At 38.0% G+C, this 26,345-nt stretch carries 24 protein-coding genes; 9 read left to right on the top strand and 15 right to left on the bottom strand.

Going from position 1 to position 26,345, the window contains the following annotated elements; all coding sequences use genetic code 11:
- Positions 1–112 precede the first annotated feature (112 nt).
- Positions 113–1,444, bottom strand: coding sequence for a S8 family peptidase (locus AC2VNP_RS08295; RefSeq protein ID WP_486916876.1), 1,332 nt, complete (start codon positions 1,442–1,444; stop codon positions 113–115).
- 250 nt (positions 1,445–1,694) lie between these two features.
- Between AC2VNP_RS08295 and AC2VNP_RS08290 the strand changes: the two genes are divergently transcribed.
- On the top strand, positions 1,695–2,513 hold the full coding sequence (locus tag AC2VNP_RS08290) for a tyrosine-protein phosphatase (protein ID WP_486916875.1): 819 nt from the start codon (positions 1,695–1,697) through the stop codon (positions 2,511–2,513).
- Positions 2,514–2,521: 8 nt separating this feature from the next.
- Here the strand turns inward: AC2VNP_RS08290 and AC2VNP_RS08285 are convergent, their stop codons facing one another.
- Positions 2,522–2,914 carry a hypothetical protein gene (locus tag AC2VNP_RS08285; protein ID WP_486916874.1) on the bottom strand — a complete coding sequence of 131 codons (393 nt, stop codon included), beginning with the start codon at positions 2,912–2,914 and terminating at the stop codon, positions 2,522–2,524.
- A 239-nt stretch (positions 2,915–3,153) separates the two neighbouring features.
- Between AC2VNP_RS08285 and AC2VNP_RS08280 the strand changes: the two genes are divergently transcribed.
- A complete protein-coding gene (locus AC2VNP_RS08280; RefSeq protein WP_486916873.1) occupies positions 3,154–3,645 on the top strand; it encodes a hypothetical protein in 492 nt (163 codons plus the stop codon).
- Positions 3,646–4,008: 363 nt separating this feature from the next.
- Here AC2VNP_RS08280 and ald read toward each other — a convergent pair whose 3' ends face one another.
- The 10 genes from ald to AC2VNP_RS08230 form a co-directional block, all read right to left on the bottom strand.
- On the bottom strand, positions 4,009–5,133 hold the full coding sequence (gene ald, locus AC2VNP_RS08275; RefSeq protein ID WP_486916872.1) for an alanine dehydrogenase: 1,125 nt from the start codon (positions 5,131–5,133) through the stop codon (positions 4,009–4,011).
- A 182-nt stretch (positions 5,134–5,315) separates the two neighbouring features.
- On the bottom strand, positions 5,316–6,674 hold the full coding sequence (locus AC2VNP_RS08270) for an aminotransferase (protein WP_486916871.1): 1,359 nt from the start codon (positions 6,672–6,674) through the stop codon (positions 5,316–5,318).
- A 175-nt stretch (positions 6,675–6,849) separates the two neighbouring features.
- Entirely contained in the window at positions 6,850–8,316 is a 1,467-nt protein-coding gene (locus AC2VNP_RS08265; RefSeq protein WP_486916870.1) for a CoA-acylating methylmalonate-semialdehyde dehydrogenase, read from the bottom strand.
- 223 nt (positions 8,317–8,539) lie between these two features.
- Positions 8,540–10,153 carry a PucR family transcriptional regulator gene (locus tag AC2VNP_RS08260; protein ID WP_486916869.1) on the bottom strand — a complete coding sequence of 538 codons (1,614 nt, stop codon included), beginning with the start codon at positions 10,151–10,153 and terminating at the stop codon, positions 8,540–8,542.
- A 197-nt stretch (positions 10,154–10,350) separates the two neighbouring features.
- Complete coding sequence (locus tag AC2VNP_RS08255; RefSeq protein ID WP_486916868.1) at positions 10,351–10,587, bottom strand: hypothetical protein; 237 nt, start codon at positions 10,585–10,587, stop codon at positions 10,351–10,353.
- A 37-nt stretch (positions 10,588–10,624) separates the two neighbouring features.
- On the bottom strand, positions 10,625–12,082 hold the full coding sequence (locus tag AC2VNP_RS08250) for an NCS1 family transporter (RefSeq protein WP_486916916.1): 1,458 nt from the start codon (positions 12,080–12,082) through the stop codon (positions 10,625–10,627).
- A gap of 156 nt (positions 12,083–12,238) precedes the next feature.
- The gene (gene hydA, locus AC2VNP_RS08245; RefSeq protein ID WP_486916867.1) at positions 12,239–13,654 is read right to left on the bottom strand and encodes a dihydropyrimidinase; all 1,416 of its coding nucleotides are present in this window, start codon (positions 13,652–13,654) and stop codon (positions 12,239–12,241) included.
- A 21-nt stretch (positions 13,655–13,675) separates the two neighbouring features.
- Positions 13,676–14,962, bottom strand: coding sequence for an NAD-dependent dihydropyrimidine dehydrogenase subunit PreA (gene preA / locus AC2VNP_RS08240; RefSeq protein WP_486916866.1), 1,287 nt, complete (start codon positions 14,960–14,962; stop codon positions 13,676–13,678).
- Between the two features lie 23 nt (positions 14,963–14,985).
- A complete protein-coding gene (locus AC2VNP_RS08235; protein WP_486916865.1) occupies positions 14,986–16,356 on the bottom strand; it encodes an NAD(P)-dependent oxidoreductase in 1,371 nt (456 codons plus the stop codon).
- A 243-nt stretch (positions 16,357–16,599) separates the two neighbouring features.
- Positions 16,600–17,490 carry a nitrilase-related carbon-nitrogen hydrolase gene (locus AC2VNP_RS08230; protein ID WP_486916864.1) on the bottom strand — a complete coding sequence of 297 codons (891 nt, stop codon included), beginning with the start codon at positions 17,488–17,490 and terminating at the stop codon, positions 16,600–16,602.
- Between the two features lie 711 nt (positions 17,491–18,201).
- Here AC2VNP_RS08230 and AC2VNP_RS08225 point away from each other — a divergent pair.
- Positions 18,202–18,381, top strand: coding sequence for a hypothetical protein (locus AC2VNP_RS08225; RefSeq protein WP_486916863.1), 180 nt, complete (start codon positions 18,202–18,204; stop codon positions 18,379–18,381).
- 107 nt (positions 18,382–18,488) lie between these two features.
- Here the strand turns inward: AC2VNP_RS08225 and rlmN are convergent, their stop codons facing one another.
- Positions 18,489–19,550: a dual-specificity RNA methyltransferase RlmN gene (gene rlmN, locus AC2VNP_RS08220; protein ID WP_486916862.1), complete on the bottom strand. Its 1,062-nt coding sequence runs from the start codon at positions 19,548–19,550 to the stop codon at positions 18,489–18,491.
- Between the two features lie 326 nt (positions 19,551–19,876).
- Between rlmN and AC2VNP_RS08215 the strand changes: the two genes are divergently transcribed.
- The 6 genes from AC2VNP_RS08215 (at position 19,877) to AC2VNP_RS08190 (ending at position 25,120) form a co-directional block, all read left to right on the top strand.
- Positions 19,877–20,719: an alpha/beta fold hydrolase gene (locus tag AC2VNP_RS08215; RefSeq protein WP_486916861.1), complete on the top strand. Its 843-nt coding sequence runs from the start codon at positions 19,877–19,879 to the stop codon at positions 20,717–20,719.
- A 2-nt stretch (positions 20,720–20,721) separates the two neighbouring features.
- Complete coding sequence (locus tag AC2VNP_RS08210) at positions 20,722–21,933, top strand: SpoIIE family protein phosphatase (RefSeq protein WP_486916860.1); 1,212 nt, start codon at positions 20,722–20,724, stop codon at positions 21,931–21,933.
- A 117-nt stretch (positions 21,934–22,050) separates the two neighbouring features.
- Positions 22,051–22,704, top strand: coding sequence for an MtnX-like HAD-IB family phosphatase (locus AC2VNP_RS08205; RefSeq protein ID WP_486916859.1), 654 nt, complete (start codon positions 22,051–22,053; stop codon positions 22,702–22,704).
- Positions 22,701–23,753 carry an iron-containing alcohol dehydrogenase family protein gene (locus tag AC2VNP_RS08200; protein ID WP_486916858.1) on the top strand — a complete coding sequence of 351 codons (1,053 nt, stop codon included), beginning with the start codon at positions 22,701–22,703 and terminating at the stop codon, positions 23,751–23,753. The genes AC2VNP_RS08205 and AC2VNP_RS08200 overlap by 4 nt, the downstream gene beginning before the upstream one ends.
- Positions 23,754–24,058: 305 nt before the next feature.
- A complete protein-coding gene (locus tag AC2VNP_RS08195) occupies positions 24,059–24,214 on the top strand; it encodes an aspartyl-phosphate phosphatase Spo0E family protein (protein ID WP_486916857.1) in 156 nt (51 codons plus the stop codon).
- Positions 24,215–24,745: 531 nt separating this feature from the next.
- The gene (locus AC2VNP_RS08190) at positions 24,746–25,120 is read left to right on the top strand and encodes a hypothetical protein (protein WP_486916856.1); all 375 of its coding nucleotides are present in this window, start codon (positions 24,746–24,748) and stop codon (positions 25,118–25,120) included.
- A 316-nt stretch (positions 25,121–25,436) separates the two neighbouring features.
- Here the strand turns inward: AC2VNP_RS08190 and AC2VNP_RS08185 are convergent, their stop codons facing one another.
- Both AC2VNP_RS08185 and AC2VNP_RS08180 read right to left on the bottom strand, forming a co-directional pair.
- Positions 25,437–25,655 (bottom strand): KTSC domain-containing protein, encoded by a 219-nt coding sequence (locus AC2VNP_RS08185; protein ID WP_486916855.1) that lies wholly within the window; start codon positions 25,653–25,655, stop codon positions 25,437–25,439.
- Positions 25,656–25,745: 90 nt separating this feature from the next.
- On the bottom strand, positions 25,746–26,171 hold the full coding sequence (locus tag AC2VNP_RS08180; RefSeq protein WP_486916854.1) for a universal stress protein: 426 nt from the start codon (positions 26,169–26,171) through the stop codon (positions 25,746–25,748).
- Positions 26,172–26,345: the final 174 nt, after the last annotated feature.

Below are 26,345 nucleotides of genomic sequence, written 5' to 3'. Positions count from 1 at the left end.
TTCCAATGTTTCACAATATTAATTTATTGCTTCCCCAACCAAAATAGACCCAAGTGAAAATAAAAAAATGGTGCCAGGTACCTTAAAAAGGTACCTGGCACCATTTTTATTATTAAGGGATAGAGTTTTCTGCATTGATATAACCAGCGCCGTAAATATAAACTTCGGGTTCATCCAGATTGTTCCATAGATCTGTACCTTCTTTTAGTTTTTCTTTAACTTGATTAGGAGTTAGTGTGGGATCATGTTCTAACATTAATGCGACAATCCCCGCACATATTGGTGTCGCCATGGATGTGCCTGATAGAGTAATATAATTCGAACCAATCCGATTTCCTTTTTGTAGTTTATCTATGAATGATTTCGGTGATCTAAGCGAAACGATATTTACACCTGGAGCTAAAATATCAGGTTTTCTCTCCCCATATACGGTTGGTCCCCTGCTAGAAAAACTAGCAACATCGTCATCTTCTCTTTCCACCGTGTCTCTGTCATCTAATGCACCAACTGTAATTACTTGCTGACTGACACCAGGACTTGCAATAGTCTCAAATTCTGGTCCGCTGTTCCCAGCAGCGACACAGACAACAATCCCTGAATCCCACGCTTGGTTTACAATTCGCACCATAGGATCCTCATTCTCATTTTCATATCGTAGCGCAGGTGACCCTAAAGACAAGTTGATGACATCGATTTTATTCTCAGGATTACTCTCGTTGTAATGAATACAATATTCTACTCCTTGCATTACTGTTTCTAATGAGCCAGACCCTAGTTTATTTAACACTTTTATCCCTACCAAGTTAGCTTTTGGTGCAGGACCCCTATACCTTCCATCAGAAGCAGATCCATCACCTAACGCATCCCCCGCACAATGAGTTCCATGTCCATTATCGTCATATGGGTCTGATCTTTGATTAATAAAATCTACAAAATCTACAATTCTTCCAGAAAGATCTGCATGAGGATAAACTCCCGTATCAATAACAGCTACCGTTACACCTTCCCCGGTAAGAGTAGTTCCATTTCTTACAACTTCCCGTGCATTAGATGCAGCAACAGCTGTATCTAGTAGAGCATGAACTTCACGGTTTAGATAAATTTTTCTCACTTGGCTGCATGTTGTTAATACCTTCTCTAAAGCGGTAGGTGTCATTTGCGCACTACAACATGATACACTAGTAAACTCATGTCGAACTTTACATCCAAAATGGTTGCTAAAGATTTGCCGGACTTGGTCATATCCCTCTTCATAACATCCTTCTTCAAACTCAATAATGACTGAGAGTCTTTTCGTTCTTTTTATAAAACCTTCGAACATTTTATGAAGAAAACAAGGTGTCCACTTAAATGGCTTGTATTGATTTAACACTCTCTCCCGCAATGGTTTGTCTAATTTATGAGCATGGGTCCGTACAAGTTGCACCATAGAGTATCCGAACAATTCAATTCCTCCTTTACACATATGTAATACTCTATGAGATTTTTAAAAGAGTTGATTTGGTCAATGTCCTTACTCATAAAAATTGTGCGAGAAACTAACACACAATTAGGTCATTTGATTAATTTCAGAATAATCTGTTAAACTAAAAGGAGGTTTTTTGTAGATACTGTACGTTCAACCTAGATAAAATTGAATAAACAATCTCAATATTATAGGAGCGGTTCAAAAAATAGGTAGAGGAGTTAATTCCATGAGTAAACTAAAGTTTTCTTCACAATACGAAGGTGAAAAAGATGTGCGGGATGTTTCCTTAGAAGGAGCAATAAATTTTCGTGATTTAGGCGGGTATCCGACCGTTGATGGACGAAAAGTAAAATGGGGCCGATTTTTTAGATCCGCAGCTCTAAGTGACCTGACAGAAAATGATATTCTTCATATTCAAAAGCTAGGAATTAAAAGAATTTGTGACCTCCGACGTACGAATGAAACGAGAGCACAGCCAAACCCTGTCATTCCAGGGATTGATAACGTTCACCTACCGATCATTCCGGAGAATAAAGAAAAAGAGCAGGTAAAACAAATCGGGGAACTATCTTTACACGGGAAACAAATCAACTTAGGTGAGCCGGGGGAGATGCTGTTACGTTTAAATCGTGTAATTGCCCATCAAACCGATGCTTACACTCAATTTTTAAAAATGGTATTTGAAGAAGAACACGTCCCTTTAGTTTTTCATTGTGTTGCTGGAAAAGACCGGACAGGAGTTTGTAGCTCAGTTATTTTAATGACTTTAGGTGTTCCCGAAGAAATCGTAATTGAAGATTTTACTTATACTAATAAATACCTTGCTCAGTTGAGGCAAAAAGTTTTCACTAAGAAATTTATAGAAAAAACGAAGGATGTTGATCCGAAAGCTATTGATGCTTTATTAGAAGCCAGACCTGATTACTTAAAAGCGTTCTTAAAAGAAATAAACGATCATTATGGTTCTTTCGATACGTACTTGTCTGAAAATCTCGGCATTAGTAAAAATGATCGTAAAGATTTTCAAAGCCGCTACTTACAGTAGGCGTTTGCTTACTCGGTATAAAAAGTTAAACTTCTCTCTTTTCTAACAGCATAGACTAATAATATAATTCCTGCCACAACGAGAATGGGTTCAATAATATCTGCTTCAGGACCATAAGTTAAACGATGCAACCTGAAAAACCAATGAAATACAACGATATCAAAACTTGCAAAAAATCCTGAAGCAGCGAGAACCCCATGAAAAAAAGAAAGGGAGAATACTTTTCTACTAATAATAAAAAACAGGATTGTCCCTGCCCCTCCAAAAGCCAAAGCGCCAAGACGCTCTACAGTTGTGGTAGCTGTCATTTCGAAAGCATGTACATGCTGCGTGTGAAACAGCCAATCTGTATATAAAAAACCTACAAATATACCAATGAAAAAACCGATCGTTCTCTTCAAATTAGCAGCCACCTTTTTCTTATATATTAGTATTAATATTCTCTTAACTTATAGGTTTTATACTAACAATATAATAGAAATATAGATTAGCAGCGGCTCCTCTTTTCTTAATTTTTCTTGGACAAGTTATGTATGAACTATGAATTTCTCCTTAACCTATTGTAAAATAACATTGATCGTTTCTAGATAAAGAAACATCATAAAATGTCTGAATAAAGAACTAGTGGAGGATTTACTTTGTGATGGAAGAAAATGAACACAGCACTAACGACTTTACTTATTTATACGGTTTCCGTTCAAGAAAGTACTATAAACTTTTTATTACCAAGAACGGCATTGGTGGAGCTGTAATCGCTGGGACAATTCCCGATGCCATTATGGCCGATATTATGCTACCTCGTAATCCGGCTGGCTTCTTTCTTGAGCCAGTTTATAACAAAAAAATCTTAAAACGCCATGATAGGGAAGATGAACTAACTCCAACAATGATCGATAACCTCGATTTTCTAAAAATAGAAAAGAAAAATTTCTTTTGGGCAAAAGAGGATATTCATGAAGTACGGGTCCAAACGAAAATGCATAATTTTACGTGGCCTGCACAAAATTCAGGGACAATTACTTTTGTTTTACCTAAAAAGAAGAAGAAAACATTTATTATGTACCCTGTGCAGGATATAGGGCATTTGATTGAAAATCTAAAAGAAATAATTAGCAATGTGAAAGTCATATAAAAACCTGGGCTATGAATAGTTACTACTTTGCTCAATTTTAAAAAAAACGCTAATGACCCAAAGGGCTGAATTGCCTTATCATTTTCACTGAGCGGCAAAGCGGACTCTTAGGCCGTTATTTGTGTCAGTATCAATGCTTTCTAAAGTTTAGGGGACTCAGAAGCTCTTATTGCCTAAAAAAACAGGCTTTTACACAAAAATTACGACCAATAAGGTCCTCTCAGTCCGCCAACAATGATAAAATGATAAATTTTAGGACATAAGGCCCTGTGAGTCCGCAAAAAGATTAAAGATCAAAAAAGATTACCAGCCTTAATTACAATCTATAAAACTCACTTGTTAACGGCATGTTTTTTCCATGTACTATACTTGTTGAGTTTCAAGTACCTCATAAATGCACTTATGAGGTAGGTTATGCGCTTTTGCTACTCCTTCATAAACAACAGAACCATTCATAATATTCAGCCCTTTGAGTAAGGCTGGATTTTGTATACACGCTTTTTTATACCCTTTATTAGCTATTTCGATTGCATAAGGCACGGTGACATTAGTTAGGCCAATCGTTGATGTCCTTGGGACCGCGCCTGGCATGTTTCCGACTGCATAATGAACAACACCATGTTTCGTATAGGTCGGATCCGCATGTGTTGTTACTCGGTCAACCGTTTCAAAGATACCGCCTTGGTCAATCGCAACATCAACGATGACCGTGCCTTCCTCCATCAACCGAACGGTTTCTTCAGTAACCAGTTTCGGTGCTTTAGCTCCAGGAATTAAGACAGCACCAATGACCAAATCCGCCTCAGAACAAGCCTCACTAATCGTTTGCGGATTCGACATTAATGTTTGAATCGACGTGCCGAAGATATCATCTAACTCACGCAAACGGCTTGGGTTTACATCGATAATGGAAACTTCTGCGCCTAAGCCGATTGCAATTTTAGCAGCATTTGTACCAACAACTCCCCCACCTATAATCGTTACTTTACCTCGTTTCACCCCAGGAATGCCGCCGAGTAAAATGCCTTTGCCACCTTTTGTTTTTTCAAGGAATTGCGCACCGATTTGTGTTGCCATCCTTCCCGCGACTTCACTCATCGGTGTTAAAAGCGGTAAAGTTCCGTCAGCCAATTGTACGGTTTCATATGAAATCGCTATGACATTTTTTTCTATAAGAACTTTGGTTAATTCGCGTTCTGCCGCTAAATGTAGATACGTAAATAAAACAAGCCCCTCATAAAAATAACGATATTCTTCACGTAACGGCTCCTTAACTTTCATAACCATATCACAGGCCCATGCGTCTTCAGCCGTCACGATAACAGCGCCAGCTTCAGTATACAGTTCATCGTAAAATCCCGATCCAAGGCCAGCACACGTTTCAATAAAAACTTCATGACCTTCTTTTACTAAAGTTAACACCCCTCCAGGAGTTAAAGCAACACGGTTTTCATTATTTTTAATTTCCTTCGGCACACCAATCCGCACAACAATGAACCTCCTTCTTTAAATGGTAGCAGGTACCTTTAGTGGACTAAAGGTACCTGCTACCATATTTTTTTAACCTTTATAATCCTTTTTTTTAACTCAACCTTTATATACTCAGTCATAACAGCTTTTACACTTTTCTTAATACCATTGTCCATCTATACATTACTTGTTTTCGACGATTAATCTTTTAATTCATTCAATGCTTCTTTTAATGTTTGAACTAAGAAGGCTAGATCCTCTTCTTCTGTATTTAACGGTGGCGCGATCGTTAGTACATTATTATAACCTGCAACTGTAGCGCCATTTTTTCCGATAATAACACCCTTTTGTTTGCATGAAGCGATTACTTTATTGACAATACTTACATCAATTGGAGTCTTTTTCGCTTTATCGGCAACGAGTTCGATCCCGATGAGAAGACCCTTTCCTCGAACATCTCCAACATAAGGATGGTTTTGGAGAAGATTTTGGAGATCGTTCTTCAGTCGTTCTCCTAATTGCTTCGACCGGTCAAACAAGTTTTCTTTTTCCATAATTTCTAGGTTTTTAAGAGCTAGTGCACAAGCAGCAGGGCTGCCACCAAATGTGTTTACATGTCTGAAGTAGTCATACTGCTCCGAACCTTTGAATGCCTCGTAAATTTCACGTTTCACCGCTGTCGCCGATAATGGCAAGTAGGCACTTGTAATCCCCTTCGCCATCGTTATAATATCTGGTTTGACACCGTAATTCATATACCCAAACGGTTCACCTGTACGACCGAAACCGCAAATCACCTCGTCGACTATCAGCAATGCGCCATGCTTTTCACACACTTCCTTTACAGCTGACATATATCCATCAGGCGGAACGAGTACTCCTCCTCCTGTAATGATTGGCTCCATGATCACTCCAGCGATCGTTTCACTCATTTCCCACGTCATCGTACGATCGATAGCTTGAACTGCCTCTAACTCTGCAGGAGGGCAATCAGGCGCATCATTTGAACGATAGAGATCCGGTGGAGGAACATGGATAAACCCTGGGGCTAACGGTTCGTATTTATACTTTCGTTCAGCCTGCCCAGTTGCAGCCAGTGCTCCCATTGAATTTCCATGGTAGGCACGATATCTTGAAATAAATTTATAACGGCTCATATCCCCTCTTTGTTGATGATACTGTCTTGCTATTTTAAATGCCGTTTCATTCGCTTCCGAACCGCTATTTGAGAAAAAGATGACGTACTCATCTCCGAGCCATTCATTTAATTTTTCCCCTAATTTAATAGCAGGTAAATGACTTTGTGTCAGTGGAAAATAGGCTAATTCTTTTAATTGCTCATAAGCCGCCTCAGCTAATTCGGTACGGCCGTACCCTACATTGACACACCATAATCCAGACATCGCATCTAAAAATCTATTCCCATCCTGATCGGTCACCCAAGATCCATTTGCTTTCGTGACCACCATTGTTCCATCCGGGTTATACGGTTTCATCGAATGCCAGATGTATTTTTCATCTTTTTCTAGTGCTTTACTATTTTCATTTGTACTGAGCATCGCCCTTCCTCCTTCCTCCCTCTAAAAACATTGTTTGGCTATCCAAATGCAGGGTTCATAGGGTGTAACATCAATTCGCCCTATATTTTTAAAAATAAGAAATTCGTTGGCTTTCACCTCAATAATGACTGACGGCTAAAGCCACCTTCCATTACTAGCTCTCAAATCCGTTTATTTAAAAATCATATCTTGATGTAATCATTTTCTTACGCGTGAAGAAATTAACACCGTCTTTCCCATTTACATGGAGGTCACCGTAGAATGAATCTTTCCATCCTGAGAATGGGAAAAAGGCCATTGTTGCCGGTACACCTACGTTGACACCAAGCATTCCTGCATCTGCTTCTTCACGGAATTTGCGCACAGCTTTTGCGTCCTTTGTATAAATGGTAGCCCCATTTCCGTAGCGAGATTTACGAATGTATTCTAAGCCTTCATCTAAATCTTCTGCACGTAACATGCTGATTACAGGTGCAAAGATTTCCTCTTTAGCAATGACCATTTCTGGTGTCACATGGTCAAAAATTGTTGGGCCTAAGAAGTTTCCATCTTGCATTTCATTCATTTCCTTACGACCGTCACGAATTAAAGATGCTCCTTCTTCTACCCCTTTTTCAATGTAATCTAATACTTTCGCACGATGCGAGTCTCGAATGACTGGTGTTAAAAGAACTTCGTCATTTAATCCATTCCCGATAATTAATTCATCTGCTCTTGTTTTTAGTTCCCTGACAAAAGCTTCTCCATCGCCAACGACAACGACAGCACTACAAGCCATACAACGTTGCCCAGCACTACCATAAGCAGATGCAACAATATGTGTAACTGCCTTTTCTATATTGGCATCAGGCATAACAATATGGTGGTTTTTGGCACCAGACAGTGCTTGAACTCGTTTACCATTTGCTGCCGCACGCTCATAGACGTATTTTGCAACTGGCTGGGAGCCTACAAAGGAAATCGCTTTAACTTCTTCATGATCCAGCAGGCCATTTACAACATCATGTGCCCCGTGAACAACATTTAGGACACCAGCTGGCGCACCGGCTTGTGTAAACAATTCAGCTAGTCTATTAGCTAACATTGGCGTTCGTTCAGATGGCTTAAGAACAAATGTATTTCCACAAGCAACAGCTAATGGGAACATCCATAGTGGCACCATCATCGGGAAATTAAACGGAGTAATTCCACCGATGACACCTAATGGGTAACGGAACATTTCGGAGTCGATGTCCTCCGCAATGCCTGATAACGTTTCTCCCATCATTAATGTTGGGGCACCCGCTGCAAACTCTACACATTCAATTCCACGTTGTACTTCACCATGTGCTTCTTTAAACGCTTTTCCATTTTCTTGAACGATTAGCTTTGCTAATTCATCATGATGGTCGGAAAGGAGCGTGTGAAATTTAAATAAAATACGGGCCCGCTTTGGCACGGGTGTGTTTTTCCATGTACGGAAAGCTTCATTTGCTGCTTGCACCGCTTGATTGACATCTTCTTTTGATGAAACAGGAACAGTCGCTAACACTTCTCCTGTAGCTGGATTCGGTACTTCTAATGTGTTTGTACCGTTTGATTCTACCCACTGGCCGTTAATGTAATTTTTTAATACATTTGTTTGACTTTTTATTACTGTCATAGAAATTGCCTCCTGTTATTTTCTGATTTTTCAAATATCTATCTCCTTGTAATTTATTATCTCTTATTTTGTAAGGGCCTTCATTAGACACAATGTCAAATATCTGGAGAAGATAATTCCACAAAATGAACAGTGCAAAACAGAAATAAAAAAACGGTGCCAGGCACCTTTAGCGCAACAGCGCATTAAAGGTGCCTGGCACCGAATCTTCGGATCTTTTCTATTATATTTCATGGGCAGTTTGGTTGGCATTTTCGGTCATGTTTAAATAATCGTAGGCTAGTAACATAAATTCGATCGCCAGCCTCTTTTCCGAATTCATAAAGTCAGGGCCTAGAAGAGTTTCTAACTTTTCGATCCGATGATACATGGTTTGTCTAACTACAAAAAGCTTTTTTGCTGTTTCTTGTTTTGATCCGTTACATGCTAGATAAGCTTTCAATGTTTCTATTAACTTACCATTATATTTTCTATCGTATTCCATGACGGGCTGCAAATACTCCATTACGATTTCTTGGAGATCACTATGCCGATTAATGAGTGATAGTATTCGGTACAAATGTAAGTCATCGTAGAAATAACTCTTACCTTCTTGTGATAATTTATCTTGTAGTCGTAATGTCTCTTTTGCAGTTTGATAACTTATATGTATATCACTTAGCTGTTTGACAAACTTTCCGACACCAAAGGAAATCGAGGCTACTTTTAATTTCTTCGAATAATCGGCAGAATTCAATCGCTTAAAACCATCTGTCATTCTAGACTTCCATGTTTTAGAAGTCCGTTTATTTCCTAAGATAAAAACAATCTGGTTTCTAATTTCAATAGAAAATACATAAAAACCTTGCTGCTCGAAAATCGTACGGAATAACAGTTTAAAGTACGTCCCATCTAAAGTAGATAAATGACTCGTTAAATTAAGTTTACAAGTACAAACGATTCCACCATTTAACTTCAAGCCAGGCTCTACATAAGTTAAATGTTCTTTAATCCCCTCGTTACTGTGATGACCTTCTAACCAATCTGTCATCCATTCCACTTCTTCCATTCTTCGTTTTTCTTCTACATATAAATCTCTTAACAAATATTGAGCAAGTGCGGTTGTCGTTCGGTCGAGAATAAGTAAATCAAATTCATTAATCTCTCTCTGATCGGTAACAATCACCAATTCAGCAAACTGGTGACCTAAGATTTGTACAGGTTGACGACCGATTGAAACAACAAGGGAGTCTTGTTGTTCTGCCTCAATTTTTTCTAGTACGATCCGTCTCTCGCTTGCTGACAATTGGGGTATAAAAATTCTATCCTCATCAAAAAATGCAACAACCTGAACATCTAAAAACGTCTGGAAAAACTTAAGAATTTCTTCATAATGATTAATTTCTAATAATTTCTTATTTAATGTTTGAGAGTAACTTTCTAAATCAGATATCATTTGGTATTGTTGATTGATTAGCAGTGAATGAATATCTTGCGTAATTTGTACGAAAGCTACTTCTTGATGGAAAACAATAATTGGAAATTGGTATTCATTAGCGATTTCAATAACTTCTTGAGGAATGTTTGAGGTATGTGTTCCTAATTCAATACATAAACCGGAAGCGTTACTTTCAATTAATTGCTTGAGAAACGAAATAAATAATGCTTTATTGTCTTTCCAACCTAAGCCAGTGGTAAGAATAAGCTCGTGACCATTTAGTAACTTTCGAATATTGATCACTTCAACGACATGAACCCATTTAACACTTCGATTTAAACCGTCTACTCCAGCAAGCACTTCTGTGTTACCAAAGTGCTTTCTTTGTAAGATTTCATTAATGGTTATATATGATTTCATTGCCTCACTTCCTTTTCACCATCTACCTAATAACGAAAGAACACAAGGTTATCAACTACTTCTATTTATATGTCAGAATTACCTTTATTTTCAGATAAAAGAGCGCGGTAGATTTTCTATCAGTACTCTCCTCTACAACAAAAGACAGGGGCTTCCCCCTGTCTCTATTTGCACTTCCTATTAAATTTCCGTTTCCTTTATCCGACCGCTTTGTTTTGCTGAATAATGATCGAACTAAAATATTTCCTCGCATCAGCCGTTAAGATGTGCAGTCTTTCAATAGGACTCTTGTGACCGGATAGATCTTGTTTTTTTAATTCAAATTCGACAAATGCCCCGCTTAAATTTTCCGTAACTCCTTTAATTACATAACCTTGTTCTAGTAAAAAATCGATTTTCTCTCTTTCGGCAATAAATTGTTGATAATCGGACATGATAGTCTCCTTTCCTTTTTCTACTATTTCAAACCTCTTATGTTGCTGCTTTTTTCACCTCTTCGTTTCCTTCACTAATTTCCCAATCTCGCCCTACTGTGATACCTAAATATTTATCATCACTTGGGTCCTCAATTTCTGCTTGTTTATACTTCACAAACCACCAGTACTTCGCTAGGACGTAGTAGGATACTAGCCCAACGGCAAATCCAACAATAAACGAATAGTTAGCTAAAAAGTAAGACGCAGTTCCACCTAGGATCCAAGCAATATAACCCGCTGCATTAAAGCCTCCTGCATAACGATATTGACCATCTTCCTTATATAAGTCAGGCACGTTTACGCGACGTTTACGAAGGAGATAGTAATCAGCTATTAAAATCCCAACAATCGCTGACAGGATCCCACCGACAATCAATAAAGCTGGAATAATAATTCCAAACAAGCTCCATGGTTGAACAAGCGACCCAATCACACCTGCTGCTACTACACCAGCCCAGAACGGAACTTTTGGTCCCCCAACATTAGAAAAAATAGTCGCAGCTGGAATTAAGTTGGCTGATATATTTGTCGACCATTGAGCGAATACGATCATGAGTAAGAGAACACCTAGAACTAATCCACTAGCAGCCTGCTGAAGAGCAACCACCGGGTCATAGTTAGCAACAGCAATATAAGACACCCCGCCAATGACAACCATGAACGTCTGAACGATTGGTAACGCAATCAAACTTCCTGCAATTTGCGATTTATTTCGTTTAAACCAATTTCTTTCAAGTTTCGGTCCTTTAATAAAACGAGAAATCGACGGCATATCCGCAGCAAGTGTACCCCAGAATCCCATGTTACTCATAATAACAATCATAAATGCAGTAATAGCTGCGCCTCCAGTTACTGGACTTTCCACCCAAGCCCAAACATTACGGCCTTCTGCTAGCGCTTGATCCGATAACGTTAAATACATCCAACCTGAAATAATAATAATAATTGGTGCGGCTAAATCAGCAAAACGCTCAACAGCTTTAATCCCTAAAGCTGTATTAATTACTTGAAGTGTTGCAAAAATTAAGAAACAAACGAACCAATTATCAAAGCCAAATAAAACGAAAAGGATCCCATTCATCGCGGTTGAACCAAAATACGTATTAATACCAAACCAACACGCAGCTACAAAACCACGTATTAAAGAAGGGATGTGAGTACCAATCGTACCAAATGGTGCCCTCATATAAACGGGGAACGATACCCCATGTTCCACCCCAATGTCACCTGTTAAGGTCATACATAGACCAATCGCTATACTTCCAATAATCGTTGCTAAAACGACCCAGCCAAGCGAAAGACTTTGCACACCAGAACCACCAATAGCAAAAGCTGCTAGAACTACAGCCATACCAACCCAAATGAACGCAAACCCAACGGATCCAATTTTCTTCCCACTATGTGGAATTGGTAACAAATCTGGAGACTTGAGATGACTTTGCTTTTCTTTCATCATATCACCCTACCTCTTTAAATGTTTTCAAAATATTCAGTTAAATAATGACAGATCGACGTTGGGTCTCTTACCTGGTTTATGAGAACAATTGCCCGACCAATTAGATCTTGGCCAAGCAATTGTTATTTGGATATTGGTTCACAAGGGGGTTCATTAATTACTCACCTTATCTGTTACATTTGCAGTTGAAGAATTATATCTTGCTCTCTTTAAATATTGACCTTGTCCTGCTTTACCTACGAATTGCTTCTCACGAATAACAAATTCACCGCGAGATAAGACAGATACAGGTTCACCTGTTATTTTCATTCCTTCAAACGGGTTATAATCCACAGCCATATGATGCGTCTTTGCAGAGATCGTTCTCTCGGCATTCGGGTCAAAGATAACAACATCCGCATCTGCACCAACGGCAATCGTTCCTTTTTGCGGATACAATCCAAACAGCTTCGCATTTCTAGTCGCTACAATATCAACAAATTGGTTTAAATTAATGCGGCCTTTTTTCACACCTTCAGAAAACAGAATACTTACGCGGTCTTCGATAATAGGACCGCCATTAGGAATTTTAGAAAAATCTCCTTTTCCTAAATCTTTTTGTCCGTTGAAGTCAAACGAACATTGATCAGACCCTAAAGTTTGAAGGTCTCCGTTCTTCAAAGCATTCCATAAAACATCTTGATGCCACTTTTCTCGGAGTGGTGGCGACCATACGTATTTCGCTCCCTCAAAATCTGGTTTTTCCAAATGCGTTTGATCAAGTACTAAGTATTGTGGACACGTTTCACCCCATACGTCATAGCCTTTTCTTCTAGCTTGCGCGATCTTTTCAACTGCTTCAGCACATGAAACGTGAACAACATATAATTGAGAGTTTGCTAACCCTGTTAATTGAGCTGCTCTCCCAGTTGCCTCTCCTTCCACTTCTGGCGGACGTGTTAATGCATGATAGATCGGGTCTGTATTCCCTTGTTCTAGCGCTTCGTTTACTAGATATTCAATGACATCACCATTTTCAGCATGAACCATGACTAGTCCGCCAAGCTCTTTTGCTGCAAGTAAGGTACGGAATAACGTACCATCATCGGCTTGGAATACATTTTTATAGGCCATAAACACTTTAAATGAAGTAATGCCTTCCTCATCCATAACGACTGGGAGCTCTTCTAATACATCATCATTGATCTCCCCAATCATTAAATGAAAACTATAGTCAATGACTGCTTTATCCTTTGATTTTGCGTGCCATGTTTGAATTGCATTCTTCATCGGTTCACCTTTATTAGTTAAGCAAAAGTCAATAACCGTTGTTGTACCGCCAAATGCAGCCGCAATCGTTCCTGTTTCAAAATCATCCTTCGTAACGGTCCCCCCAAACGGCATTTCAAGATGGGTATGAGGGTCGATACCACCAGGAAAAACATAAGTCCCTTTGGCGTCAATTACTTCTGCTCCACCTACCGGGAAGTCGTGACCAATTGCAGCGATCTTTCCATTTTCAATCAGTAAGTCTGCTTGATACGTATCTGTTGCTGTTACAATGGTTCCATTTTTGATAATTTTCTTCATTCGTTTTCCCCCTAATTATCATTATTTAATAATATCTACTTCACAACTTTGAACTGAACTGATTGCAGCTTGGCGTTCGTTCCATGTCATCGGCGGGTGTTCACTTTGTACCTCCACCATATCGATTGCGCCGTCGACAGGACATACGATCGAACATAAGTTACAGCCGACACAATCTTCTTCACGGACTTGTAAATAGTCATTGCCATGACCGTCCTTCAGCATATCAATACATTGATGCGATGTATCTTCACAGGCAATATGACATTTATTACAGTTAATACAAACGTCATTATTAATTTTAGCGACCACTTTATAATTAAGATCAAGATTACCCCAATCTGAATACCGCTCTACGGACTTTCCGATGATTCCATCTAAAGAAGCGATCCCTCTTTCATCTAAATAATTGGAAAGACCTTCGATCATATCTTCTACGATCCGGAATCCGTGGTGCATCGCAGCTGTACAAATTTGCACACCTGTTGCGCCCATCAGTAAAAATTCAACCGTGTCTCTCCAATTCGAGATCCCGCCGATCCCGGAAATCGGAACATTAATACGAGGGTTCCGAGCACATTCAGCAACCATGTTGAGTGCAATCGGTTTGACTGCCGGTCCGCAATATCCACCATGAGCACCTTTTCCTGCTACATGCGGGATCGTATTCCACGTATCAATATCAACACCAGCCAGGCTATTAATCGTATTAATCATACTAATCGCATCCGCGCCGCCTTGTACAGCTGATTCAGCTGTAACTGTGATATCCGTAATATTTGGGGTCAGTTTTACAATTACAGGTGTTTTCGCGACTTCCTTTACCCAGTAGGTCTGTTTTTCTACTAGTTCAGGAACTTGCCCCGAAGCCGCCCCCATTCCACGCTCAGCCATTCCGTGCGGGCAGCCAAAGTTAAGCTCGAGCCCATCGACACCAACATCTTCCACTCGTTTAACGATCTCATGCCACTTTTCTTGCTTCGGTTCAACCATTAATGACGCAATAATCGCGTGATTAGGAAATCTTTTTTTTGTTTCATAGATTTCTTTTAAATTAACTTCTAGCGGGCGGTCTGTAATGAGCTCAATATTATTGAATCCCGCAACTTTTTGACCATTAAAACTGACAGCAGCAAAGCGCGAGGAAACGTTTAAAATCGGATCACCTAACGTTTTCCAAACAGCTCCGCCCCATCCTGCTTCAAATGCTCGTTGAACTTGGTAGCCTGAATTGGTCGGAGGAGCTGAAGCAAGCCAAAATGGATTCGGCGACTTAATTCCTGCAAGATCTATTCGTAAATCAGCCATAGTGAAATCAACCTCCTCGTTTTTTATGCAGTTTCTGTTACTTGTTTAAATAATTGCTTATGGATCGCGTACGCGGTTTCTTTTCCTTGTTGAGCAGCGGAAACCACCATCGCTTCGCCTTGTCCTTTACCAAAAATGACATCTCCACACGCATAGACTTTTTCGTTAGACGTTTGGAACGTTCCCTCTTTGATCTTAACGACACCGCCATCATGTTCTAATCCGAACTGCTCAATCAATTGAACATACCTCGATTGACCAATCGCTTTAATAACAGCGTCTACTTGTAACGTAAATTCTGATCCTTCGACAGGTACAGGTCTTCTGCGTCCACCTTCATCTGGATCGCCTAACTCCATTTTGATACATTCAATCCCTATCACCTTGCCTTTTTCATCGCCAATAATTCGCTTCGGTGCAGTTAACCAGCGGAATTCTACACCATCTTGTTTAGCAAACTCGTACTCAAAATCGTAAGCTGTCATCTCAGCTTCTGTTCTACGATAAAGAATTTTTACATTCTCAGCTCCAAGGCGAACGGAACATGTCGCACCGTCAATCGCCGTATTTCCTGCTCCAATGACAACTGCACGTTTTCCTAAGAGATGATCCGAAACTTTTTCCTTCGTTTCTTTAACGAAATCAATCGCATCATAGACTCCATCTAAATCCTCTCCCGCAATCCCTAGCTGTGGAACACTCGACATTCCGATTGCTAGAATGACAGCATCGTAGTTTTCCGTAAGATCCTTAACTGATACATCTGTACCGACTCGTGTATTCGTACGTATTTCGACGTCCAAGCTTTTCACTTGATCGACTTCCCAGAAAGAAATAGCCTGTGGTAAGCGGAATGAAACGATACCGTACGTATTTAAACCACCTGCTTCTTTTTCCGCTTCAAAGATTTTCACTTGATACCCTAATAGTGCAAGTTCACGAGCAGCGGACAATCCAGCAGGTCCTCCGCCAACAATGGCCACTTTCTTGCCGTTTTTCTGGCCGGCTTTAAACAACACTTGCTCATTTTTGATCGCCCAATCTGTCGCAAACCGCTGTAAGTTTCCAATCATGATTGGTTTAGTAGAATGATTGAGAACACAGGCTCCTTCACACAATTCTTCCGTCGGACAGACTCGCGCACAGCTTGCACCTATCGGGTTTGACGTCATGATTGTTTTGGCTGATCCTTTTAAATTTCCAGATGCAATTTTTTTAATAAAGGTTGGGATGTCAATTCCAGTCGGGCAAGCGGTAATACAGGGTGCATCGTAACAATACAAACAGCGGTTGGCTTCTTCAATGGCCTCTTGATTGGACAGGCCGGGGTGGACTTCTTCAAAGTTTTTCTTTAAATCAACTAATGATATATTTGTAGAGCTTTTCGGGTTCAATACAAATGCCTCCTTTATCAAATAAAGTAAAACTTTTCATTAGGGGCTTTTCAACGTTCTATTTTGTATAACTCACGAGCTTTGTCGCAGCTTCTTTTACTACTCTTACCTTTTGAAAATAGAGGATGACTTTATTGGGAAGTGTCAGCAACCTTCGCCCTAAATCTTAGAACTACACAGACGCGAAGCTCTCGATACAGACGAAGTGGAGACACTTTGAGTCATCCTCTTATCCTTTTTTTATTATGGTAGTAATGAAGTCATTTCATCATATGTTTCCGGACGGCGATCACGGTAAAACTGCCACGTATCTCTCACTTCACGGATCATCTTCTTATTCATTTCTCCAATAATGACTTCGTCTTGATCACGACTTCCGATAGACACGAAGCCTCCTCTTGGATCAACTAAATACGATTGCCCATAAAACTCACCCATGTTCCAAGGAGCTTCTACACCTACACGATTAATCGCTCCAACGTAAAATCCGTTAGCTACAGCATGAGCGGGCTGCTCTAGCTTCCAAAGATATTCTGACAAACCTGCAACAGTTGCTGATGGATTAAAGATAATTTCCGCACCATTTAATCCTAGTAGTCTAGCACCTTCAGGGAAATGACGGTCATAACAAATGTAGACACCTACCTTTGCAAAAGCGGTATCAAAGACCGGATAACCTAGATTACCTGGCTTAAAGTAATATTTCTCCCAGAACCCGCACCCCTCATCACCAACAGCAACTTGAGGAATATGTTGTTTACGGTACTTTCCTAAGTAGGATCCGTCTGCGTCAATAACAGCAGCAGTGTTATAGTAAGTCGCAATTCCTTCACGCTCATAGATTGGAAGTACAATGACGACACCTAATTCTTTAGCCAAGTCTTGAAAACGTTTCGTTGTAGGGCCATTCGGGATTTCTTCGGCAGCATCATACCATTTAGGATTTTGCTCCGAGCAGAAATACGGGCCGTAAAAGATTTCCTGTAAACAGATAATTTGAGCCCCTTTGTCTTTAGCCTCTCTAACTAACTTTATATGTTTCTCAATCGCCTTCTCTTTATGAACCTCAACTGGCTCATCTCCATGTACATCGTTAGAAGCTTGAATTAGTCCAATTTTTACGTTATCTGACATTTCCATTCCTCCTTGATATATCAATACATTTATAGATAAAGTGAAACTTCACTCAGGGGATATTAACTCCTCCCACAAAGCTTAGTTAAACCAATCAACTGATTTCAGTCACTTCTTCCTAGCTTTATAATCAAGTCGCAGTCATCACAAAATCTTTGTAAGCGTTTACACACTTTTTTGAAACTGTAACGACTTTTTTACTACCTTTCTATGTACCTCCTTTCAGCTACATAAGAGGGAAACATATGACTGAATATTTAGAAGTTTGAGTTAATTTTACATGCACTCATCGGCTAATACACTATACAAAGTGTTAAATCGTGTTATTCATTTATTTATCATTTTGTAAAATATATCATTTCTTCCTGCTATTACATTTAGTAACGCCGGTTCTACTATCACTGAGTAAACTTTTGATACCTCTAGTTATACCATACGATCTTTGCAAAAATTGTAGTAATTTCGGTGTCATGAAAAATAGCTTGGCAGGTAATCTATCACTTAGAAAGAACAAGTAGTAAACCGATTTTTATTTTTGACAGCATTGCTTTAACCTAAGATAAAAATATTCCAACTACGTCATTTGGTATCAACATAGCACTTCTTTTATTTAAACTTTACATATAGTAAAAAGTTGTAAATAGTTTGACAATTAAAGTTGAAGGTCATACAATAAGTATGTAAGCGTTTACAAGTAAGGAGGCTAGAACTATGTCCTTTATCACATCCTACTCTAATGAAAAGGAACATCTAATTGACACCCTATTCAGTTATCACCAATACAAGATGCCTGATGGTCGTCAATTTTATGAAGCGACTGTGCAAGAGTTAAAACAATTCCTAAATTCTCGAATAACTTCGTTTTATGATGATCATACAACTTCATGTTAAAGTGCAACGATATAAAGCCAGTAGAAATGATTAATAAGTCATTTCCCACTGGCTTTTGTAATGAGCGTATCCATTCATGACACACCCTTTTACTCTTTGTGGTATCTTTATTGCTTTTGTTTAATTTGTTTACTTCTTAACTGTCCGCATGCCGCATCAATATCTGTTCCGTGTTCTTGACGGATGACACAGTTAATTCCATTCTTTTTCAACGTATCATAGAAAGCCAAAACGGATTCCTTTTCACTTCTTTGATATTGGCTATGTTCATCTACTGGATTATATGGAATTAAGTTTACATACGTTAAACGACGTCGATCACCAATTAAATCGGCAAGTTCTTGAGCCGTTTCCCGTTGATCATTTACATCTCTTAATAAGATATATTCTAGCGTAATTCGACGGTTCGTTTTCTCAATATAGTAATCAATAGCTTTCATTAACTTTTCAATCGGAATTGCTCGATTAATTTTCATAATACGAGTTCGCAGTTCATTGTTTGGTGCATGCAATGAAATCGCTAAATTGACTTGCATTTTTAAATCAGCAAATTCATAAATCTTATCTGAAAGCCCACTCGTAGAAACCGTAATATGTCTTGCTCCGATAGCTAGACCTTTTTGATCTTTCATGATTTCTAAAAAGTCGATCAGGTTTTCAAAGTTATCAAATGGCTCACCAATTCCCATGACGACAATGTGACTGACTCTTTCATCTTCACCAGCTTGATCGAGATGATGTTGGACATTCATAATCTGTTCAACAATTTCTCCACTTGATAAATCACGACTTTTAGTTAAAAGTCCACTCGCACAAAAACTACAGCCAATATTACAACCTACTTGTGTTGTTACACAAACAGAAAGTCCATATTTATGGCGCATTAATACCGTTTCAATTAAGTTTCCGTCCTGTAACTTAAATAAGAACTTAACCGTACCATCGGCTGATTCTTGCTTTACATGCTCCCTTAACGTGTGAATAACATAATGGTCTTCTAACAGTTGCAAACACTCTTTATTTACATTTGTCATTTCTGAAAAATCAGTGACCCGCTTACGATATAACCAATCCCACACTTGCTGAGCGCGAAACTTTTTATGGCCGTGCTCCATTAACCATGACGTTAATTTTTCTAATGTTAATCCATAAATGGATGATTTATTCATTTGTTACCCTCTTTTCAATCTCAAAAATTTAACTGCCTGTATTCTATTGAATATCTTATATCTAGTATTAGTGTTTATTATTGTCTCAAATTCTATATATTAAAACAAAAGAGGAAATCCGTCAAACGAAGTAACTTACAAACTGTTATATTTCTTTCATGCCCTAAAAAACAAATTAAAGTAAGGACCATAAATATGATAACCTATAGAAAGAAAAAATTAGTGAAAAAATTTCTTTTTAGACTCATTTTCCCTATTTGCTTTTGTTAAAAACAAAATATAATTAGATCTAGGTATTACTATCTATTTTTATAAGGGGCTTTTACATGACTCAGAACATCCTATCTCAATCAAACGTTACTGTTAAAGGTAACGGAAGGCGAACAATTCTTTTCGCTCCAGGTTTTGGTTGCGATCAAAATATGTGGCGGTATGTATATCCTGCCTTTGAAAATGAATATCAGGTGATCTTATTTGATTATATTGGTATAGGTCAGTCAGACATTCGAGCTTACGATCCAAATAAATATAACAATCTTTCAGCCTATGCTGAGGATTTAGTTAACATATGTTCCTCACTTGACTTAAATGAAACCATTTTTGTTGGGCATTCTGTTGGGAGTACGATTGGGATACTTGCTTCTATCCAAAGACCGGACCTTTTTAAGCATCTTATTTTAATTGGTCCTTCTCCTTGTTATTTAAATGATCCCCCAGAGTACGCAGGAGGATTTGAACGAGAAGACCTCCTTGGGCTAATTGACATGATGGAGAGAAACTATATCGGTTGGGCTAAATTATTTGCTCCGACAGTTATGAATAATCCTGAGCGTCCAGAGTTAACACTTGAGCTTGAGGAAAGTTTTTGTTCAACAGATCCTTTAATTGCAAGACAATTTGCTCTGGCCACGTTCTTTGCAGATAATCGTAAAGATCTAGAAAAGGTAACTGTACCTTCCCTTATCCTCCAATGCGCTAATGATGTCATTGCTCCAATCGAAGTCGGTGAATTTGTACACAAAAACCTTCCAGACAGTACGCTGAAATTGATGCAAGCAACTGGACATTGTCCACATGTCAGCCATCCCAAAGAAACAATACAATTAATTAAAGAGTACTTACAAAATAGGTTACCAAAACAAAAACAACAAGAAAGTAGACGGATATAATTATGGATGAGCAACTTAATTTCGCCCCGTGTGGCTACGTCTCCACTACTGATGATGGAACCATCATAGAGATTAATCAAACTTTACTCGACTTTCTTAACTATACACGCGATGAATTACTAGACCAACATATCAATTCAATATTAAGTGTTGCAGCACGAGCTTTTTATCAACTCTATTTCTTCCCCCTAATTAAATTAGATGAAAAGGTAGAAGAAATGTACATTTCACTGTGCTCGAGTTGTGGAAAAGATATGCCTGTACTTCTTAATGCAAGACGGCGACAAAGCTTAGGAACGTTCGTAAACGAATGTATATTTATGCCCATACACAAACGTAACAATTATGAAAGTGAACTTCTCGAGGCTAAGAAGCTCGCAGAAGAAGCACTAGCAGATAAAAATAAAGCTCTAACCGACTTAGAACGAGTTCTACATACACTTGAAAATAAACAAGAGGAACTCCTTAAGCTAAATAAACAAAATCAAAAATACCAAGAGCGAATTAACAAAGAACTCCAGTTAGCCAAAAGCATTCAGGAACAAGCCTTACCTGTTCCGATCGATAATGACACTGTGCAAATTGCTTCTTACTATAAAGCATCTAGTGAATTATCTGGTGATATGTACGGGTATTACCAAATCGACAAGCACAAATATGGGATCATTATTTTAGATGTTATGGGACATGGGATTTCATCGGCTTTAATTACGATGTACCTTCGTTCGTTGTTCGAGAGGCTAATATCAAAGGGATTGTCGGTCGATACCGTAATGAGAGAATTGGACCAACATCTTCACACTCTCTTTGAAAATGACGAAAATGCAAGACACTATTGTACAGGTATATATCTGGTAATTGACACCCTATCGAAACAAATAGAGTACATCAACTCTGGGCATCCTTCAGCGGTCTGGCTAGATCGCAGTGGTAAAGAAGTTGAGCTCGAATCGAAAACACCTCCTATTGGGTTATTAGATGGCTTAACATTTGAGAAAGTAACACTTCCTTATTCGTCTGGCGGCCGGCTGTTACTGTATACAGATGGCGTAACGGATGCTATCGGATTAGATAAGTTACTTTCCATATTCACACAAAATCCTGCGCTGACTTTAGAGAAACTGAAAGCCACGATCGTACAATGTATTGAAAATAAGAAGCATCCGGTTTATAACCGTGACGATCAATGTCTCATATTTATCGATATCCTTTGAATTCAATCCATGTTCTATAGGTATGGCTATAAATTTTCCCTAATAATACTAAAAAAATATTCAAAACATAAAGTGATTAACACATTAAACGAACCTTTCAATTAGGAGTTGAACGTATTGAAAAACTGGGCATTCGTTTCTGACTTTGATGGAACGATTTCAAATCAAGACTTTTATTGGTTAGTGATTGATAAGTACTTTCCAGAGGGTCGCGACCTTTTTAAAAAGTGGAAAGCACAAGAACTACTTGATATTGATTTCTTAAAGACGGTATTTTCTTCTATCCAGCAAAGTGAAGAACAAATCATTAAAGACATTTTATCCATTCCTATCGATGACTATGTTCCAACATTTGTAAGAAACGTTCAAGAACAACAAGGAGATTTCTTTGTACTGAGTGCTGGAACAGACTATTATATTTATCACTTACTAGAAAAACACGGAATTAAAAATGTGAAAGTCTTTTCAAACGAAGGTTTTTTTCGAGAGAAGAATATTCTTCTAAACATAGACGAAACGCACCGGCATTTTTCTAAAAGATATGGAATCGATAAATCCAAAGTTATAAAGGAATTAAAAAAAGAATACGATACTGTTTATTTTATTGGTGACAGCGAACCTGACAGCCATCCTGCACACTATGCTGATCTAACATTCGCTAAAAATGGCCTGCAAGATTTATTACGTGAAATGAATATTCCATTCGTTCCTGTTGAGACCTTTAAAGAAGTTGAAAAGTATTTAATTTCAAAGGGAGTGCTCAGTTCATGATCACTCCTGTAACAAGCGTACCCATCCCTGCTATCTTAGAAATTAATAACGATGTTCTCGATCGGTTAGGCGAAATCTTACAAAAGCATCAATTCTCAAGCGTCGTTATTATCTTCGATGATTTTACGAATGATCAATTTAAAGTGGATGTTTTGAAAGCCTATCCTTCTATACAAGTTGACACTCTTGTACTAAATTCAAATCTCGATATACAGGACTTAATTAAAAAAGCATTTGAAATACCGCGCTATGATGCGGTCATTGCCATTGGCGGCGGATCAATTATCGACTACGGAAAATACATTGCATACGCTAGAAGAAGTCCATTTATTAGCATCCCAACCTCAGCATCTAATGATGGTTTTGCGAGCAGCAACTGCTCCATCCATGTTAATGGAAAAAAAACAACCGTTCCTGCAAAAGTTCCCTACGGCATTTTAGCTGACTTGAGTATCATCAAGCATGCGCCTAGACGGTTTATTTTAGCTGGTATCGGAGACTTAATGAGTAATATCACTGCTATTTATGATTGGGAATTTGAACAACAACACGGGAAAAGTGATGTCAATGCGTTTGCATCGATGCTAAGTAAAAAAGCCGTCAATAGCTTTATACGTACACCAATGACGGACATTCAAAGTCCGATCCTTTTAAAGGAATTAATTAGTTCAGCCACAATGGGAGGAATCGCTACTGCAATTAGTGGAAACAGTTCACCAATCAGCGGTTCAGAACATCTCATATCTCACGCATTAGACAAAATAGCGATACAACCTGAGATGCACGGCATTCAAGTAGGGGTAGCTACTTATATCATGGCTAATGTTCAAAACCACCGAGCGGAACGAATGAAAAAGGTCTTCGAACGAACTGGATTTTTTAATTATGTAAAGACACTTCATTTAAAAAAAGAGGAATTCGCTAAAGCCATCCAGTTAGCACCAAGCATAAAACCAAATCGCTATACATACTTGCATGACCCAACCTATCAAACAAAAGCTTTACAATTCCTTGATCAAGACCCGCTATTAAAAGATCTTTTGAAATAGGAGATACAACATTAAGGCTGATCCGAAACTCCTTTTATGAGAGTTTCGGATCAGCCTTTTTAGATTTGCGATGTTCAAGCACATTCTTTTAATTTATTTTTAGGTGTTTGATAAGTACTTACGAAAACATTCATGTCTATTGAGGGTTACAACATGAGATGAACCGACCCCCCCCTCCTTAAACTAGTAAGTTCTATTAGGGGAATTCCCTATAAAAAATCAGGATAGCTCCTATTGTTTTGAATATAAAAATATTTTAAACTATTTATGGATAGGTAGAACACCTACTATTAGGGAGGATGATTATGATGATAGAAAGTAAAATCAATGAAATCGAATTACTCCGTAACCTCTTATATGCTACAGTACAAAACAAAGGTATCAGTAATCCAGATACTATCAAGCTAAGCCAGACCTTAGATGAGAAATTAAACTTCTTCTTATGTTTTACAAAAAAATAAATTTACCTATAAGTGCCCTACCTTTTGAATTTGTTTCGATGGTGGCACTTATTTTTTGTATCAAGGTGTTATTCCCAGTCCTATTACCTGATCCTATATGAGAAAAATCCTTAAGTCTTATTAGGGGATTTAGCTAATAAAAAGTTCAGGAAAACTCCCGATAACAATATATTGGTATTATTGTTATTATTTTTATAACAAATAAAAACTATTTAAAAATCACTGCTGCAAAATTAACACCGATTATAAATGTTTATTATTTTATAAAAGGAAGGGAGTTGCGCAATATGCTAAGTCTTATTGGAATTTTATTAATCTGTTACGTAGTATTAAATATGCATTTAAGTAAACTCTCAAGTAACTAAATAATAAACCCCATTATATAAACAACCAACTAATCTTTAATGGTTGGATCAACTAGAAAAAACTAATGCTCTAAATTCGTACTATTTCATTAAGGCTTAGTTGAAAACATCGTTTGTTTGTTTTGGAAGCAGCCTCACTATTAACTCTGATGAAGGAATGGTAAATATGTGGAAGATCGTACCAATTTGTGAAGATATTTTTGGCTTTTGGGCGGGTCCAAACGGCAATGACGCTTGGACTGCAACGATGATTATTAAAGAGAAGAATTATAGCATCGAAATTATTGCAGAAATTCATATTTCCTACCTAAATGATATGGCTGAAGTAGAGAACCTTCTTGAAGAAATTCGTGATTTCTCGCACTTTATAAAAAGACAGAAAGACAAAGAGTACGGTGTCATTCACTTTACTTGTAAAGGGATTTCAACTTTTAAAAATAGTAAACCCTTACAAACCTACACACACTCTAGCGGTTTAACTTTAATAGATACTGAGTTTACCGAAGAAATGAATGAGAATTTTTTAAGCTTAAGTAATTAAAATCACTAAATTATAATCATCCTCTTCTCGCCGAATCGAAATTAATTATACTTACATAAAAAAGCAGTGTATAGACCAGACAGGGGCTAACACTGCTTTTTTATAAACCTCCATCATTTTATAAACCTCCATCAATTTTCAGATATACAACCTAAACTCTCAATGGTTTATGCCGAAAGACCACCATATTTCCACTTAATAACAGCAATGTCAACACAAAAAAGAGTGACACATATACACCATTTTTCCGGCGTAATGTTACACTCTTCTTTTATCTGGATTTAGTTTCTCAGGTTACCTGCACTTTGATTAATAGTTATGAAACCCTTCGTTCTTCGTACTGATCCTTTATCTCATTTAAAAAATAGGCTTCTTTGTTGTTGGCAGACATAAAGCTTACATAAGATTGTTCTGTTACCGCGTAATAAATGTAAAGATCACCGGTTTTAAAGCGTACGTGGAACTTCTTTGTCGTTTTATCATAAGCAACAGATTCAATATTTTCCGTATCTATTTTTGTATAAGAAAGTGTCATTTATTCGTTCCTCCTATATAGAATTTATTATAATTCTATAACCTATTGAATGAAATCTAAACTTGAATTGGGTTTCTTGTAGACTAGTATTTATTTGACAACAAATACATCGCATGGAGCTTTTTGTACAACATGGAAACTTACACTTCCAAGAAAGAAGCGCTTAATTCCACCTAATCCTCTATTTCCTAGCACAATCAAATCTACTTCTTTCTTTTCAGCAAATTCAATAATCGTATTAGCTGCATGACCTTTTAAAATGAATGTTTGTTTTTCATTTGGTAAATCTTGAATTAGTTCCTCAACCTCTTTAATTCTTTCCTCAGCTTCTTTTTGGTAAATTTCTGTCATATATTGATAGTTGTGCGCTTCATAACTAGCATTGGGTAAATCCCAGACAGTAGCAACTAAAAGAGTTGTTTCGTTGTTTTGTTCTGCGATCTCCTTTGCTTTCAAGAGCGCTTTTTTACTCGTTTCAGATCCATCATAAGCCACTAATAATGTTGAAGTATTCATAATTCATTTACCTCCATCAATTTCAATTTTTTATTTTAAAAAGTTTAAAGAACTTTTGTTCCTAATAATAACTTGGTGTTACTAAATTTGTTTGCAATTAACTGTTTGAGAGTCTACTATGATGCATCATCAACAATATGTAGCAAATTAAAAATGTTCCGAATAGACTAAGCA

This window comes from Alkalihalobacterium sp. TH-98 (genome assembly GCF_057473385.1).
Note: the sequence above shows the minus strand (reverse complement) of the source record. Positions and strands in the feature narration are given on the sequence as shown.

Coding starts and splice junctions, on each gene's coding strand:
- AC2VNP_RS08290 (WP_486916875.1), top strand. CDS start 1,695: ATGAGTAAACTAAAGTTTTCTTCACAATACGAAGGTGAAAAAGATGTG.
- AC2VNP_RS08270 (WP_486916871.1), bottom strand. CDS start 6,674: ATGCTCAGTACAAATGAAAATAGTAAAGCACTAGAAAAAGATGAAAAA.
- AC2VNP_RS08265 (WP_486916870.1), bottom strand. CDS start 8,316: ATGACAGTAATAAAAAGTCAAACAAATGTATTAAAAAATTACATTAAC.
- AC2VNP_RS08260 (WP_486916869.1), bottom strand. CDS start 10,153: ATGAAATCATATATAACCATTAATGAAATCTTACAAAGAAAGCACTTT.
- AC2VNP_RS08255 (WP_486916868.1), bottom strand. CDS start 10,587: ATGTCCGATTATCAACAATTTATTGCCGAAAGAGAGAAAATCGATTTT.
- AC2VNP_RS08250 (WP_486916916.1), bottom strand. CDS start 12,082: ATGAAAGAAAAGCAAAGTCATCTCAAGTCTCCAGATTTGTTACCAATT.
- hydA (WP_486916867.1), bottom strand. CDS start 13,654: ATGAAGAAAATTATCAAAAATGGAACCATTGTAACAGCAACAGATACG.
- preA (WP_486916866.1), bottom strand. CDS start 14,962: ATGGCTGATTTACGAATAGATCTTGCAGGAATTAAGTCGCCGAATCCA.
- AC2VNP_RS08230 (WP_486916864.1), bottom strand. CDS start 17,490: ATGTCAGATAACGTAAAAATTGGACTAATTCAAGCTTCTAACGATGTA.
- AC2VNP_RS08225 (WP_486916863.1), top strand. CDS start 18,202: ATGTCCTTTATCACATCCTACTCTAATGAAAAGGAACATCTAATTGAC.
- rlmN (WP_486916862.1), bottom strand. CDS start 19,550: ATGAATAAATCATCCATTTATGGATTAACATTAGAAAAATTAACGTCA.
- AC2VNP_RS08215 (WP_486916861.1), top strand. CDS start 19,877: ATGACTCAGAACATCCTATCTCAATCAAACGTTACTGTTAAAGGTAAC.
- AC2VNP_RS08210 (WP_486916860.1), top strand. CDS start 20,722: ATGGATGAGCAACTTAATTTCGCCCCGTGTGGCTACGTCTCCACTACT.
- AC2VNP_RS08200 (WP_486916858.1), top strand. CDS start 22,701: ATGATCACTCCTGTAACAAGCGTACCCATCCCTGCTATCTTAGAAATT.
- AC2VNP_RS08195 (WP_486916857.1), top strand. CDS start 24,059: ATGATGATAGAAAGTAAAATCAATGAAATCGAATTACTCCGTAACCTC.
- AC2VNP_RS08190 (WP_486916856.1), top strand. CDS start 24,746: ATGTGGAAGATCGTACCAATTTGTGAAGATATTTTTGGCTTTTGGGCG.
- AC2VNP_RS08185 (WP_486916855.1), bottom strand. CDS start 25,655: ATGACACTTTCTTATACAAAAATAGATACGGAAAATATTGAATCTGTT.
- AC2VNP_RS08180 (WP_486916854.1), bottom strand. CDS start 26,171: ATGAATACTTCAACATTATTAGTGGCTTATGATGGATCTGAAACGAGT.